13 protein-coding genes are annotated in these 14124 nt (G+C 64.9%); 1 reads left to right on the forward strand and 12 read right to left on the reverse strand.

The window, feature by feature from the left end; all coding sequences use genetic code 11:
- Positions 1-34: 34 nt before the first annotated feature.
- From XH91_RS26030 to XH91_RS26075, 10 genes are all read right to left on the reverse strand, one after another.
- Complete coding sequence (locus XH91_RS26030; RefSeq protein WP_245477364.1) at positions 35-1906, reverse strand: putative bifunctional diguanylate cyclase/phosphodiesterase; 1872 nt, start codon at positions 1904-1906, stop codon at positions 35-37.
- A gap of 2 nt (positions 1907-1908) precedes the next feature.
- Positions 1909-3060 (reverse strand): FIST signal transduction protein, encoded by a 1152-nt coding sequence (locus tag XH91_RS26035; RefSeq protein WP_128953234.1) that lies wholly within the window; start codon positions 3058-3060, stop codon positions 1909-1911.
- A 178-nt stretch (positions 3061-3238) separates the two neighbouring features.
- Complete coding sequence (gene rpe, locus XH91_RS26040; RefSeq protein WP_128953235.1) at positions 3239-3976, reverse strand: ribulose-phosphate 3-epimerase; 738 nt, start codon at positions 3974-3976, stop codon at positions 3239-3241.
- Positions 3973-4905, reverse strand: a complete 933-nt coding sequence (gene cbbX / locus XH91_RS26045) for a CbbX protein (protein ID WP_164934172.1) — start codon at positions 4903-4905, stop codon at positions 3973-3975. Before cbbX ends, rpe begins: the two co-directional genes overlap by 4 nt.
- A gap of 97 nt (positions 4906-5002) precedes the next feature.
- Complete coding sequence (locus XH91_RS26050) at positions 5003-5410, reverse strand: ribulose bisphosphate carboxylase small subunit (protein WP_128953237.1); 408 nt, start codon at positions 5408-5410, stop codon at positions 5003-5005.
- 12 nt (positions 5411-5422) lie between these two features.
- On the reverse strand, positions 5423-6883 hold the full coding sequence (locus tag XH91_RS26055; RefSeq protein ID WP_128953238.1) for a form I ribulose bisphosphate carboxylase large subunit: 1461 nt from the start codon (positions 6881-6883) through the stop codon (positions 5423-5425).
- Between the two features lie 31 nt (positions 6884-6914).
- Positions 6915-8000 carry a class II fructose-bisphosphate aldolase gene (gene fba, locus XH91_RS26060; protein WP_128953239.1) on the reverse strand — a complete coding sequence of 362 codons (1086 nt, stop codon included), beginning with the start codon at positions 7998-8000 and terminating at the stop codon, positions 6915-6917.
- A 14-nt stretch (positions 8001-8014) separates the two neighbouring features.
- Entirely contained in the window at positions 8015-10036 is a 2022-nt protein-coding gene (gene tkt / locus XH91_RS26065; protein ID WP_128953240.1) for a transketolase, read from the reverse strand.
- A gap of 29 nt (positions 10037-10065) precedes the next feature.
- Complete coding sequence (locus tag XH91_RS26070) at positions 10066-10941, reverse strand: phosphoribulokinase (protein WP_128953241.1); 876 nt, start codon at positions 10939-10941, stop codon at positions 10066-10068.
- A gap of 12 nt (positions 10942-10953) precedes the next feature.
- Positions 10954-11991 carry a class 1 fructose-bisphosphatase gene (locus XH91_RS26075; RefSeq protein WP_128953242.1) on the reverse strand — a complete coding sequence of 346 codons (1038 nt, stop codon included), beginning with the start codon at positions 11989-11991 and terminating at the stop codon, positions 10954-10956.
- Positions 11992-12109: 118 nt separating this feature from the next.
- Here XH91_RS26075 and XH91_RS26080 point away from each other — a divergent pair, with 118 nt between their 5' ends.
- A complete protein-coding gene (locus XH91_RS26080) occupies positions 12110-13138 on the forward strand; it encodes a LysR family transcriptional regulator (RefSeq protein WP_128953243.1) in 1029 nt (342 codons plus the stop codon).
- 171 nt (positions 13139-13309) lie between these two features.
- Here the strand turns inward: XH91_RS26080 and XH91_RS26085 are convergent, their stop codons facing one another.
- The gene (locus tag XH91_RS26085; RefSeq protein ID WP_128953244.1) at positions 13310-13507 is read right to left on the reverse strand and encodes a hypothetical protein; all 198 of its coding nucleotides are present in this window, start codon (positions 13505-13507) and stop codon (positions 13310-13312) included.
- Between the two features lie 135 nt (positions 13508-13642).
- Positions 13643-14062, reverse strand: coding sequence for a DUF4118 domain-containing protein (locus tag XH91_RS26090; RefSeq protein WP_128953245.1), 420 nt, complete (start codon positions 14060-14062; stop codon positions 13643-13645).
- Between the last annotated feature and the right edge of the window lie 62 nt (positions 14063-14124).

The raw sequence follows: 14124 nt of genomic DNA on the forward strand, positions 1-14124 counted from the left end.
ATCGGCAGACCCGAGTCTGGAAGTGATCATACTTTTAGGCGTAGCGGCGACGTTCGACGTTGATGCCGATCAAATCGAAATAATGTTCGATCGGTTCCGGCCGCCCGATGAGATAGCCCTGCATCTCCTCGCAAGCCTCGCCTTCCAGGAAGGCGCGCTGGGCGTCCGTCTCCACTCCCTCGGCGACGACAGGGATGTGCAGGGCATGTGCGAGGCTCAGCACCGCCCGGACGATCTCGGCCGATTGCGGCGTTGCCTCGAGGTTGGAAATGAAGCTCCGGTCGATCTTGATCTTGTCGAACGGGAACGACTGCAGATAGGACAGCGAGGAGTACCCTGTGCCGAAATCGTCCATCGCGATCCGGATGCCGAGCGCCTTCAGCCGCCGCAGCAGATTGAGCGCGCGGGCAAAATCGCCGATCAGCACGCCCTCGGTGATCTCGACCTCGAGCCGTGTTGGCGAAAGTCCCGTCTCCAGCAGGATCTGGTGGATGGACCGTTCGAGATCGCCGGCCTGAAACTGGACCGGCGACAAATTGACCGCGACCTGCAACGGCCGCGGCCAGGAGGCCGCTTCCCGGCACGCCTCCCGCAGCACCCATTCGCCGATCGCGATGATCAGCCCGTTCTCTTCCGCGAGCGGAATGAATTGATCCGGCGGCACGAAGCCGCGCGACGGATGGTTCCAGCGCAGCAGCGCCTCGAAGCCGATGATCTCGCCATCTATCCGCGCCTGCGGCTGGAAGTAGACCATGAGCTGGTTCTGCTCCACCGCCTGCCGCAGGTCGTGCTGAAGCAGCCTGCGGTCGCGCAGTTCCCGGTCCATCTCGGTTTCGAAGAAGCAGACCCTTCCCCGGCCTTCGCGCTTGGCGCGATAAAGGGCGGAATCGGCATTGGCAAGCAGCGTCGCTGCATCGACGCCGTCGTCCGGGTAGACGGCTATGCCGATGCTGAGGCCGACATGGGACAGAAAATCGTCGACCTCCAGCTCCTTGCCGATCGCCTCGACCATGCGCTCGGCGAGTGAGAGCACGTCTTCGCGCCGGACATCGTCGGGCATCAGGATCATGAACTCGTCACCGCCGATGCGGGCGACAAAGGCGCCGTCAGCCTCGGCGAGAAGACGCTCGGCGGCGGCGCGCATCATCATGTCGCCGACGGGATGGCCGAACACGTCGTTGACATCCTTGAAGCGGTCGAGATCGAGGCTGAGGACCGCAAAGCTGGCCGACGCCTCCTGCGCGCGCTCCAGCCGCTCGGCCAGTATCGCGTTGAAAGCGCTGCGGTTCGGCAGATCCGTGAGCGCATCGTGGTGGGCCAGATGGCTGATCCGCGCCTCGTTGTTGATGCGTTCGGTGACGTCCTCGATCACCCCGATCAGATATTGCGGCGCGCCGTTCCCGTCGCGGACCAGCAGCTTGCGCGAATTGACCACGCGGTCGGGACCATCGACGCCGACTTCGAGCAGATGCCCTTCCAGGAACATCGGCGTGCCGCTATCGACGACACGGCGATCCTGCTCGTTGACGATTCGAGCGATATCATCAGGGAAAATCTGCTCCGGAGTCTTGCCCAGCATCTCCTGGCGGGGCATGCCGTAATACTCTTCGCCGGCGCGGTTGAGCAGGATGTAGCGCGAGTCCCGTGCATCCTTGGCGAACACCGCAATCGGGATGTTCTCGATGATGCTATCGAGAAATTCGCGTGCCCGCGACAGGTCCTGCTCGGCGCGCTTGTGCGTCTGCTCGAGCTCCTCGATCATCAGCTTGATCGCACGATCGGTGCGTCGCCGATCGCGATCGCTCTCGTCATAGGCCGCGCTGACCAGCTCGCCGAGCCTCGTCATGTCGACCTGCCCGGATTCGTCGGTCGATTGCCTGATCTGCCTTGCCAGAAGGCGATGCATGGTCACGGGGCCGCCTCCGCGATGACGGTGACGGTCATGGTCTGGTTGTGCAGCTCGCAGCGGCCGGTCGCCGCGGGTGGTGCGATCTCACCATACGAATAGAAGCCGATCCGGGTGACGTCGTCGCCGAGCTCGGCGGCAACCGCATCGAGCTCATCCTGCGTACGCTGCCCCATCACCTTGCGCCGGCCGGTGCAGCTCACCAGGATCGCGAGCTTGTCGCCCGCGACCTCATCTGCGAGAGCGTTGCGCGCCTGTCGGCCCGCCTCCCCTGCCCCCGCGGCAAGACTATCGAAATTGGCGCGCATCAGTTGCGCGGTGCATCCTTCCGGAATATCGGCCGCAAATGTCAGCGTGCCGGCATCGCGATCCACTGCGAAAACGGAGCGCACAATCTGCCGCTCCGGCGCCGCCTCGTCGTGAATACGCAAGGGGAACGCAAGACCCGAACCCGGCATCGCCGCGGCCTCCTCGTCGCCGAGATAGCGGGTGTAGAGGTCGAGCGGCGGCTCGCCATCGAGCTCGACCACAACAGGGCCGGCCGACTTCGTCACCTTGCGCCGCGGGCCGAACACGTCCCACCCCCCGGCGCAGCCATGTGCGAAGCGGAAGGACGAGCCGTAGAAACCGATCGCAGCAATTTGGTTCGGCTGCGGCTCGCCGTCGGCCCCGACCAAGGTCTGCTCGAGCCTGGTGCCGTCGCCGGCGAGGCCACCTGTCACCAGCAAGTCGGGCCCGAGTATCTCGGTGATGCCCGCGATCAGTTCATTGCCGTTCACGTTCAATCCCTCGGAGAGAACGAACACACCGGCGAGATCCGGCGCCGCCAGCCGGCGGGCGAAACGCATGCCGCAAGTCCGCGACGTCTCGCGCGATTCGATCGTCTCGTTCACGACCCGCAACTGTGTCCGGGCGAAATGCAGGGCGACGGCAACGATGACGTCGTCGGCGATGTCGTCGCCATGAATCTGGCCACCCGTGCTGCAACCGACGATGTGGCTGTCGGGATAGAAGCCGCGCAGCTCGCGATAGCGCTCGCCCCCCGCCAACCCCTCACGGCTGCCGAAATAAAGGACGAGCTGAGGCGGCTCGCGCAGGGCACTCGCTCCGCGCCAGCCATGGGCAGCATTCCAGTGGCGATATTGAATCTGCATCCCACACTCTCTGCGGTCCTTGAACCACAGATTGTGAAGCAGCGCATTGCGTCGCCGTTAATCCGGCGACTGCTTTACCGCCGTTGGTTACCCCGGCATGAAAGCTGGTGCCGATTCGCGATCTATTCCCCGTAGGAGCCCGGAGAAACGCCGCGCGCACGCGCGACGCCTCCGTAATCTACCGGAGGAGCATGCGTTCTGCGGTGCGCACCGGCGGCGCGGAACCGTCGTGCAATTTCCGAGCTGCGCCAGCCTCAGCAGCGCTTCTGATGGCCGCGATGTTGGCGGCATAGTCGGCGCTGCTGTTCCCTCGGAACACGGCGGAACCCGCCACCAGCGTATCGGCGCCCGCCGCTGCGACCGCAGCAGCATTGTCGCGCGTGATACCGCCATCGACCTCGAGCCGGATCGGCCGTTCGCCGATCATGCTGCGGATGCGTGCGATCTTCTCGAGCTGGGAGGCGAGGAATGATTGGCCGCCGAAGCCCGGGTTGACCGTCATCACCAGCACCAGATCAACACGATCGAGCACGTATTCGAGCGCGCTCTCTGATGTCGACGGGCACAGGCTGACGCCGGCTTTCTTGCCGAGGGCGCGGATCGCCTGGAGCGAACGGTCGAGATGCGGACCGGCTTCTGCATGAATGGTAATGACGTCGGCGCCCGCCTTCGCGAACGCCTCGAGATAGGGATCGACAGGCGCGATCATCAAATGCACGTCGAAGATCTTCTTCGTCGCGGGCCTGATCGCCTTGACGATATCAGCGCCGAAACTGATGTTCGGGACGAAGTGGCCGTCCATGATGTCGCAATGGATCCAGTCGGCGCCCGCAGCGTCGATTGCCGCGATCTCCTCACCGAGGCGGGCGAAATCCGCTGCCAGGATCGACGGCGCGATGATGATCTCCCCGGTCATGGCTTTGCATCCCGCGCATCCGCCCCGCCGCTGAAGACGCGGCTCGCCAGGACGTCGATGGGATCGATGGTTTCGAGATCGGCAACGTCGAGCATGCGGTCGAGATCGGACACAAGCCGATCGGCCTGCCGCAGGCGGATGCGGTCGACCGCGTTGCGGATCGAGCGCGCGTTGGAGAAGAACGGCTGGGTCCGCCGCAGCGCAATGTATCTCTCGAACGCCTCGCGTGCCGCCGCCGAGAAGCGATAGCCGCGCTCCTTCAGCATCAACTCTGCGATGACCAGCAGCTCGGCTTCGGCATAATCGGGAAATTCGATGTGATGGGCGATGCGCGAGCGGAAGCCGGGATTGGAAGCGAAGAAGCTCGTCATGCGCTCGCCATAGCCGGCCAGGATCACCACGAGGTCCTCGCGCTGGTTCTCCATCACCTGGAGCAGGATCTCGATCGATTCCTGACCATAGTCGCGCTCGTTGTCCGGGCGGTGCAGATAATAGGCCTCGTCGATGAACAGCACGCCGCCCATCGCCTTCTTCAGGATCTCCTTGGTCTTCGGCGCGGTGTGGCCGATATATTGCCCGACCAGATCGTCGCGCGTCACCGAGATCACCTGCCCGCGCCGCACGAAGCCGAGACCGTGCAGGATTTTTGCCATGCGCAGCGCCACCGTGGTCTTGCCGGTTCCGGGATTGCCGGTGAACGACATGTGCAGCGTCGGCGGCGCGGCTGCCAGACCCGCACGCTGGCGGATACGCTCGATCAGCAGGAGCGAGGCGATCTGGCGCACGCGGCTCTTGACCGGCTTGAGCCCGATCAGCTCCTGCTCGAGCTGTTGCAGCGTCTCGGTGATCCCGGCCGCTTCGGCTTCCTTGCGAAGATCGAAGCTGGTCTCGGCCGGCTCGGTGGTCGTTGCGTTGGGCATGTCGAGCATCGTCACCTCGAAGAAAGAAGCTTCGCCGCGGGGGGCAGCGGCGAAGCAGTGATCCGCCAAGGAAACGGAGCAGGGAGGCTCCGCGCGGAAAGGATGATCAGGTCGATGCGTGCGCGGCCGGCTTGCGCACGGTGGTGTAGCGAATCGCACGGCCACCGACCTCCTGCCGCACCAGCTCGAACTCGGCCTCCTGCTTCGGCCGGTTGACGATGAACGAGATCCGCACCGATTCCCAACCGTGGCTGGAATCGAAACCGCTGATACGGATGTACCGGTCGCCATAAACGCGCCGGCATTCGGCGAGCTCCATCATCACGCCGGCGGCGTCCTGCAGATCGAACATCGGCAGGCCCCACATCTCCCAATAGGTGCTGCGGGGATGCGGATCGTCGGTGAACTCGATGTTCACCGCCCAGCCGTTGGCGAGGCAGTATTGAACCTGCTTATAGATCTGGTCGTCGGTCAGATCGGGCAGGAACGAGAAGCAGCCCTGGGTCAGTTTCATTGTGAGAACTCCTCAGACGGTTTCGAGCGCCGTCGGCACGAAGTCCGGCGTGTCGGTGGATTGATAGTTGAAGGTGACGTCCTTCCAGACTTCGAGCGCGGACTTCAGCGGTGTGCAGGTCTGCGCGGCCTTGGCCAGGATCTCGGGGCCTTCATGGACGTAGTCGCGTCCCTCGTTGCGGGCGAGGATCATCGCTTCCAGAGCCACGCGGTTGGCGATCGCGCCCGCCGCAATCCCCATGGGATGGCCGATGGTGCCGCCGCCGAATTGCAGCACGACGTCCTCACCGAGCAGATTGAGCAGTTGGTGCATCTGGCCGGCATGGATGCCGCCGGAGGCGACGGGCATCATCTTGTTCAGGCTCGCCCAGGATTGATCGAAGAAGATGCCGTGCTCGAGCCTGGTCGGGTTGAACTCCTCGCGGCAAACATCGTAATAGCCGCGCGTGGTGTTGGGATCGCCCTCGAGCTTGCCGACCACGGTGCCGGCATGGATGTGGTCGACGCCGGCGAGCCGCATCCATTTCGCGATGACGCGGAACGACACGCCGTGGCTCTTCTGCCGCGTATAGGTCGAATGACCGGCGCGGTGCAGATGCAGGATCATGTCGTTGCGACGCGCCCATTTCGCCATCGACTGGATCGCGGTGTAGCCGATCACGAGGTCGATCATGACGATGACCGAGCCGAGCTCCTTGGCGAACTCCGCGCGCTCGTACATGTCCTCCATCGTAGCAGCGGTGACGTTGAGGTACGTGCCCTTGACCTCGCCGGAGGCGGCCTGTGCGCGGTTCACCGCCTCCATGCAATAGAGGAAGCGATCGCGCCAGTGCATGAAGGGCTGCGAATTGATGTTCTCGTCGTCCTTGGTGAAGTCGAGCCCGCCCTTCAGCGCCTCATAGACGACGCGGCCGTAATTGCGGCCCGAAAGGCCGAGCTTGGGCTTCACGGTTGCGCCGAGCAGCGGCCGGCCGAACTTGTCGAGCCGCTCGCGCTCGACCACGATGCCGGTGGCAGGCCCCTGGAACGTCTTCACATACGCGACCGGGAAACGCATGTCCTCCAGGCGTAGCGCCTTCAGCGGCTTGAAGCCGAAGACGTTGCCGATGATGGACGCCGAGAGGTTGGCGATCGAGCCCGGCTCGAACAGATCGAGGTCATAGGCGATGTAGGCGAAATACGAGCCAGGCGTGCCAGGGACCGGATCGACGCGATAGCACTTGGCGCGGTATTTTTCCGCGGCGGTCAGGCGATCGGTCCACACCACGGTCCAGGTTGCGGTGGAGGACTCACCGGCCACCGCCGCCGACGCCTCGATCGGATCGACGCCATCCTGCGGCGTGACGCGGAACAGCGCGATGACGTCGGTGTCATTTGGCGTATATTCGGGCTCCCAATAGCCCATGCGCGCATATTCCATCGTGCCCGAGCGATAGCGCTCTTTGCCGCGGACGGTTCCAGCATGTGCATTCATGGCTCTCTCCTGCTCTTCTCTCTCTGAATCACTAGGCTGCGACCGGCTCGCGCGTGCCGGCGCGCGGGTCGAGCTCACCGGCGCGGTAGCGTCGTGCCATCTCGCTCATCGGGATGACCTTGATCTTGCTGGCATGCCCCGCCGTGCCGAACTGCTCGAAACGGTCGCGGCAGAGCTCGCGCATCGCATCCATCGCCGGCTTGAGGAATTTGCGCGGATCGAACTCGGAGCGCGCTTGCGCGGCCACCTTCCGGAACACCGCGGTCATCGCCAGGCGGCAATCCGTGTCGATGTTGACCTTGCGCACGCCGCTCTTGATGCCGCGCACGATCTCTTCCACCGGCACGCCCCAGGTCTGCGGCATCTCGCCGCCGAACTGGTTGAACATGTCCTGGAGCGGCTGCGGCACCGACGAGGAGCCGTGCATCACCAGATGCGTGTTCGGCAGCCGGCGATGGATCTCCTCGACCACCCGCATCGCCAGGATATCGCCATCGGGCTTGCGGCTGAATTTGTAGGCGCCGTGCGAGGTGCCCATCGCGATCGCGAGCGCATCGACCTTGGTGGCGCGGACGAAATCGACGGCCTGATCGGGGTCGGTCAAGAGCTGGTCGTGGCTGACCTTGCCCTCGACGCCGTGACCGTCCTCCTGCTCGCCGCCGCCATGTTCGAGCGAGCCGAGCACGCCGAGCTCACCTTCGACGGAGGCGCCGACCCAGTGAGCGAGATCGACGACGCGGCGGGTGATGGCGACGTTGTAGTCGTAGTCGGCGGCCGTCTTGGCATCGGCCTTGAGCGAGCCGTCCATCATCACCGAGGTGAAGCCGTGCGCGATCGCCGAGGCGCAGGTCGCCTCGTCATTGCCGTGGTCCTGATGCATGCAGAGCGGGATATCCGGATAGGTCCGCTCGAGCGCATCGATCATGTGCGAAAGCATGAGATCGCCGGCATAGCTGCGCGCGCCGCGCGAGGCCTGGATGATGACGGGCGCATCGACCTCGGCCGCCGCCTGCATGATCGCGATGCCCTGCTCCATATTGTTGATGTTGAACGCCGGCACCGCGTAGCCATGGGTCGCGGCATGGTCGAGCAATTGGCGAAGGGTGATACGGGCCACGGGACTTCCTCCTGTTATGGCTTGCGAGCGCGGGCAATCGTCCGCCGGGCGGCCTCAGCGACGCTTTGCGCCGTGATGCCGAACTCGCGGTAAAGCACCGGCGCCGGCGCCGAAGCGCCGAAGCCGCGCATGCCGACGAACTCGCCGTCCGTGCCGATCCAGCGATGCCAATCGCCGGCGACAGCCGCCTCGACGCCGACGCGCGGCGCGGTGCCGAGAACGGCGGTGCGATAATCATCCGGCTGTTCCTCGAACAATGCGAAGCACGGTGCCGACACGACAGCCGCGCGGACATGCTCGGTCGCAAGCAGGCGGGCGGCTTCGAGGGCGATCGAGACCTCCGAACCTGTGGCCATCAACGTCACGTCGCGACCGCCATCGGGCGAGACGATCAGATAGGCGCCGCGCGCGACGCGGTTCTTGCCGCGCGCATCGCTGCGGAAGGTCGGCAACGCCTGGCGCGACAGGCACAGCACGGAGGGACGATCCTCTGCTGCCAGTGCGCAGTCCCACGCCTCCAGCGTCTCGACCGCGTCGGCGGGACGAAACACCAGCAGGTTGGGAATGACGCGCAGCGCGGCAAGATGCTCGACCGGTTGATGCGTCGGACCATCCTCCCCGAGTCCGATGGAGTCGTGCGTCATCACATGGATGACGCGCAGCCGCATCAGGGCCGCAAGGCGGATCGCGGGCCGGCTATAATCGGAGAACGCGAGGAACGTGCCGCCATAGGGAATGAAGCCGCCGTGCAGCGCGAGGCCGTTCATCGCGGCGGCCATGCCATGCTCGCGGATCCCATAATGGATGTAGTTGCCGGCGAACGCCTCGCGCTTCACAGGCGCCTGCGTCTTGGCGTGCGTCAAATTCGAATGCGTCAGGTCCGCGGAGCCACCGACCAGGCCGGGAATGGTCCCCGCGATGGCGTCGAGCACCTGCTGCGAGGCTTGCCGCGTCGCCAGCTTGGGACGCTCGGTGGCAAAGCGCTCGCGCAATTTCGCCGAGGCCCGGGCATAGGCGTCCGGCAGGGCAACCGCCCTGCCCTCGATGAAGAGGTCCCGCTGCTCCGGCGTTGCGTCTTCATAGCGGTCGAGCCAGGCGAGGCGTTCGACCTGCCCGCGCTGCCCGATCATCCGCCACGCCTTTGCGACGGTGACAGGCACGACGAAGGGCTGATAGTCCCAACCCAGCGTGCGCCGAGCCGCCGCGGCCTGCTCGGTGCCGAGCGGAGCGCCATGCGCCTTCTCGGTGCCCTGACGGTCCGGCGCGCCGTAGCCGATGATGGTGCGGCAGGCGATCAACGAAGGCTTTGCGGTTTCACGTTCTTCCGCGATCGCCTGCGCAACGGCTTCGGGATCGTGCCCGTCGACGCGACGCACCGACCAGCCTGATGCAGCGAAGCGCGCCAGTTGGTCATCCGAGGTCGCGAGCGACGTCGGTCCATCAATCGAGATGCCGTTGTCATCGAACAACACGATCAGGCGGCCGAGCCCGAGATGGCCGGCAAGCGAGATCGCCTCCTGGCTGATGCCTTCCATCAAGCAGCCGTCGCCAGCGATCACATAGGTGAAGTGATCGACGAGGCCGTCGCCGTGCCGCGCATTGGCCATGCGCTCGGCGAGCGCCATACCCACCGCAGTCGCGATCCCTTGCCCGAGCGGTCCTGTCGTGGTCTCGACGCCGGGCGTGTGGCCATATTCCGGATGCCCCGGCGTCTTGGATCCCCATTGCCTGAAGGCCTTGATGTCGTCGAGGCTGACATCGCCGCCGGTGAGATGCAGCAAGGCGTAGAGCAGCATCGAGCCGTGGCCGGCCGACAGCACGAAGCGATCCCGGTCCGGCCAGCTCGGATGCGCGGAATCGAATTTGAGGAAGCGCGAGAACAGCACGGTCGCGACGTCGGCCATGCCCATGGGCAGGCCGGGATGACCTGATTGCGAGGTCTCGATGGCATCGACCGCGAGGAAGCGGACGGCGTTGGCGAGATCGCTGTGCGCGACCGCCGTGAGGTCGGCGTCGGCATGAACCGAGATGTTCATCAGATCCTCCAATTGTTGATCCTTTCGGATCACTTCAGGCTGCGCTTGCGCTCGATCAGCTGCATGATGAGCGGCGTCAGGATGAGTTGCATGGCGAGGTCGAGCTTCGCGCCGGGGCACACGATCGAATTCGCGCGCGACATCCAGCTGTGCGGCAGCATCGAGAGCAGATAGGGAAAATCGATGCCGCGCGGATTCTTGAAGCGGATCACGACCATCGATTCGTCTGGCGTCGGGATCCAGCGCGCGATGAACGGATTGGACGTGTCCACCGTCGGCACCCGCTGGAAATTGATGTCGGTCTCGGTGAATTGCGGGCAGATGTAATGGATGTAGTCAGGCATCCGCCGCAGGATCGTGTCGGTGACGGCCTCGGTCGAATAGCCCCGCGCGCTGCGGTCGCGATGCAGCTTCTGGATCCATTCGAGATTGATGACGGGCACGACGCCGATCTTGAGGTCGGCGTAGCGTGCGACATTCACCCTGTCAGTGACGACGGCGCCGTGCAGGCCCTCGTAGAACAACAAGTCCGAGTTCTCCGGCAGCCGCTCCCATTCGGTGAAGGTGCCGGGCGCCGCGCCATGGAGCGCGGATTCGTCGGCGTCATGCACATAGTGCCGTGTCACCGCCGTGCCGGTCTCGCCATAGTCGCGGAAGGCCCGCTCCAGCTCTTCGAACAGATTGGTCTCGGGGCTGAAATGGCTGAAATGCTTGTTGCCGCGTTCCGCCTCCGTCGCCATCTGCGCGCGCATCTCGGCGCGGTCGTAGCGATGGAACGCATCGCCCTCGATGTAGACGGCGTTGACCTTTTCACGGAAGAAGATCTGCTCGAACGTCTTCTTGACGGAGGTGGTGCCGGCGCCGGAGGAGCCGGTGATCGAGATGATCGGGTGCTTCCTGGACATGGGACGCCTCGCTCACAGCCGGAAGAAGCCGCGCCGCGCGAACAGCGGTGCGGAGACGCCGGCGGCCAGCAGCGGATCGCAATGCAGTTCGGCGACGCGGCGCACCTCGTTGCTGGAGCCCATGACCAGCGGCACGCGCTGGTGCAGGTTTTGCGCAGACAAATCGAGGATGCGCTCGCGCCCGGTGGAGGCCGAGCCGCCGGCTTGCTCCATGATCATGGCCATCGGGTGGGCCTCGTAGACGAGGCGCAGACGGCCATCGCCGTAGCCGGGCCGCGCATCGGAGGGATAGAGGAACACGCCCCCGCGGGTGAGGATGCGATAGGTCTCCGCCACCAGCGAGCCGATCCAGCGCATGTTGAAATCGTGGTTGGCGGGTCCTTCGACACCGGCGAGACATTCGTCGATGAACGCGCGCACCGGCGTTTCCCAGTGACGACGGTTGGAGACGTTGATCGCAAACTCCTCGCAGGTCTCGGAGATCTGCACGGCGCTGCGCGCGAGACGGAAGCAGCCGGCCTTGCGATCGAGAGTGAAGATGTCGACGCCCTCGCCGAGCGTCAGCACCAGTGAGGTCTGCGGACCGTAGGTGACGAAGCCTGCCCCCAGTTGCGCACAACCGCGTTGATGGAAAGCGAGGCCGAGATCATCAGGTGCGGGCAGGATCGAGAAGATCGTGCCGACGGTCATGTTGAGGTCGATGTTGGTCGAACCATCGAGCGGATCGATCGCAACACAGATTTTGGCTGCGCGGTCGCCGATCTGCGGCTCGCGCATCTCCTCTGACGCCAGTGCCGCGATGGGCAGCTTGCCGAGGCAGCGGCGCAGGATCGCATCGGCCTGAACGTCGAGGTCGCGCTGGATGTCGCCGTCGCTGTTGCGTCCGGTGGTCAGGCCGGAGGCATCGGCGAGATCGCCTGTCGCGATGAGGTCGGCGATCTCGATCGCGGCGGTTGCGATGGCGTCGACTGCGGCCGCCACAGCCAACGCGTGCGGGGCCGTCTCGGAATAGCGTTGAAGGCGGTCGTCCAGCCTGAGTTGCCCGGTCATCTGCGTCCATCCCCTTGTCGGCGCCGCATCCGGTTCCCTCCCTTCGGGAGGTCGGGCGGTCTGTCCCAACACGTTGAGATTGACAGGGGCGGCTTAATAAGGAAAATTTCTAATCATAATGAGTGCCAAAGAATTTCCTTATAATGGTTCCGGCCATGCGGCGACCCAACTCCGGCATCTGACGATCCGGCAGTTGCGCTCGCTTGCGGCGCTGTCAGCCAAGGGCAGCGTGACGGCGGCCTCGACCCAGCTTGGGCTGACCCAGCCGGCGGTGACGCAGCAGCTCCGGCAGCTTCAGGACCTTGCCGGTTTGCAGCTGGTGCAGCGGACCGGCGACGGCATGCTGCTGACCGAGGCAGGCCGGGAGGTTCTGGCGCTCGCCGAGCGCGTCGAAGCTGCGATCGCCGACTGCCAGGGCGCGCTCGACCTGCTCGCCGGCAGGACCGGCGGCACGGTGCATCTCGGCGCGGTCTCGACCGCAAAATATTTCGTGCCGCACGCGATCGCGGCCTTCTCCAAGCGCTTCCCGAAAATCGAGATCAAGCTCACCATCGGCAACCGCGAGGATATCCGCGAGGCCATGCACGGCTATGAGCTCGATTTCGCCGTGATGGGCCGGCCGCCGGCCGACGTCAGCGTCGACGTGCGCCAGCTCGGGCGCAATCCGCACATCATCGTCGCGCGCAAGGGGCACTGGCTGGAGAAGGATTCCGGGCTGAGCCTGACCGACCTCGTGCACGAGACCTTCCTCACGCGCGAGCCGGGATCCGGCACCCGCACGCTGATGGAGGGGATGTTCCAGCGGTCCGATCTCGAGCCGATCATCGGCATGGAGATGAGCAGCAACGAGACCATCAAGCAGGCGGTGATTGCCGGGCTCGGCATCGCCTTCATCTCGGCGCACACCGTGGCGCATGAGCTCGCCGAGGGCCGCCTCGTCGTGCTCGACGTCGCGGGACTGCCGATCGTCCGGCAATGGTACGTGATCCGCCGCAGCGACAAGGTGCTGCTGCCGCCGGCGCAGGCGATGTTCGACTTTTTGGGCTCGGAAGGCGCGAACTATCTGCCCGAAGTGCCCGCTCTCGGCGAGAGCGCCAGCGCCGCGTTCAGCCCATCAGCTTCATCGCGATCGTCGCCGCCAGAATGACGATGATCTGGAGCAGGCGCTCCGTCGTGAAGATGCGGTTGAAGGTGGTCATCGCGGGGCCCGGTGGTCTCGATGGAATGGGTCGGGCGTATGGCTAGCATACCGGGCCGACGGCGCAACTCCGTATGGCCCACGTATCCTGACGGCACGCAGGCCCGCGATCGTTCATGATCAGGCGGCGCGCGGTGCGGCGAAATCGGTGCGCGCGGCGAAATAGGCTTCCAGCTCCAAAAGAGCGCGGGCTTCCCATTCGCCCGCCTGCTCCAACAGCGACCAGCGCTGGCTCGGACGAAACGCCGCGGTCTGGCGATAGAGCGATGCGATGCCGCGGTAGCGGCGCACGTTCTCGAAAATGGCGTGCCCGTTCATGACGAAAACTCCCTCGTATTCCCGCGGGAGAAATTGCGGCCAAATCTTTTTCGAAAAGTTAGCGGCGCGATCCGGCTGCGCGGATGGTTGCCGGACTGTTGCGCGAGCGCAACGGCCTGATCGCGCACCCGCCGTCTATTGCGAATTCGTTGCCGCGCTCTTGCCTGGCGCCTTCAACCCGCCGCGGCTGACGAGGGCCGAAGCCTTGCGGCAGAGATCGGCAAGGCCGATCAGGAGCACGGCAAGCAGGAAGAACAGGTTGATGGAATCCGCGTCAGCGGCGGTCAGCGGGGTGATCTCGAACACCGGAGGCATGAAGGCCCACCACACCACCGGAACGGTGAGCAAGGCGGCGAAGATGGCCGCCGGCGCGCCCGCGACGAGGCAGAGCACGAACAGGCTCGGCAGGAATGTTGCGAAATAGAGCTTGGCGCCGAACGCGACGCAGACGCCTTGAAGCGCAGCCGATACTGCGACCGAAACAAATCCGAGCAGAAATGCCTGCCACGACCATGGCCGTACTCGCGGTACGCCAACCAGTCCCGCACGCCTCATAGGGCCTCCCCTGCCGCCGTTAACCAGGCCGCTTGCGACCAAAGTACTACAGCCGCAGGAAA

The organism is Bradyrhizobium guangzhouense (genome assembly GCF_004114955.1).
In the GTDB taxonomy this organism is placed as follows: Bacteria; Pseudomonadota; Alphaproteobacteria; order Rhizobiales; family Xanthobacteraceae; genus Bradyrhizobium; species Bradyrhizobium guangzhouense.

Coding starts and splice junctions, on each gene's coding strand:
- XH91_RS26030 (WP_245477364.1), bottom strand. CDS start 1,906: ATGCATCGCCTTCTGGCAAGGCAGATCAGGCAATCGACCGACGAATCC.
- cbbX (WP_164934172.1), bottom strand. CDS start 4,905: ATGCTCGACATGCCCAACGCAACGACCACCGAGCCGGCCGAGACCAGC.
- tkt (WP_128953240.1), bottom strand. CDS start 10,036: ATGAACATCTCGGTTCATGCCGACGCCGACCTCACGGCGGTCGCGCAC.
- XH91_RS26070 (WP_128953241.1), bottom strand. CDS start 10,941: ATGTCCAGGAAGCACCCGATCATCTCGATCACCGGCTCCTCCGGCGCC.
- XH91_RS26075 (WP_128953242.1), bottom strand. CDS start 11,991: ATGACCGGGCAACTCAGGCTGGACGACCGCCTTCAACGCTATTCCGAG.
- XH91_RS26085 (WP_128953244.1), bottom strand. CDS start 13,507: ATGAACGGGCACGCCATTTTCGAGAACGTGCGCCGCTACCGCGGCATC.
- rpe (WP_128953235.1), bottom strand. CDS start 3,976: ATGACCGGGGAGATCATCATCGCGCCGTCGATCCTGGCAGCGGATTTC.
- XH91_RS26035 (WP_128953234.1), bottom strand. CDS start 3,060: ATGCAGATTCAATATCGCCACTGGAATGCTGCCCATGGCTGGCGCGGA.
- XH91_RS26055 (WP_128953238.1), bottom strand. CDS start 6,883: ATGAATGCACATGCTGGAACCGTCCGCGGCAAAGAGCGCTATCGCTCG.
- XH91_RS26090 (WP_128953245.1), bottom strand. CDS start 14,062: ATGAGGCGTGCGGGACTGGTTGGCGTACCGCGAGTACGGCCATGGTCG.
- XH91_RS26050 (WP_128953237.1), bottom strand. CDS start 5,410: ATGAAACTGACCCAGGGCTGCTTCTCGTTCCTGCCCGATCTGACCGAC.
- XH91_RS26080 (WP_128953243.1), top strand. CDS start 12,110: ATGAGTGCCAAAGAATTTCCTTATAATGGTTCCGGCCATGCGGCGACC.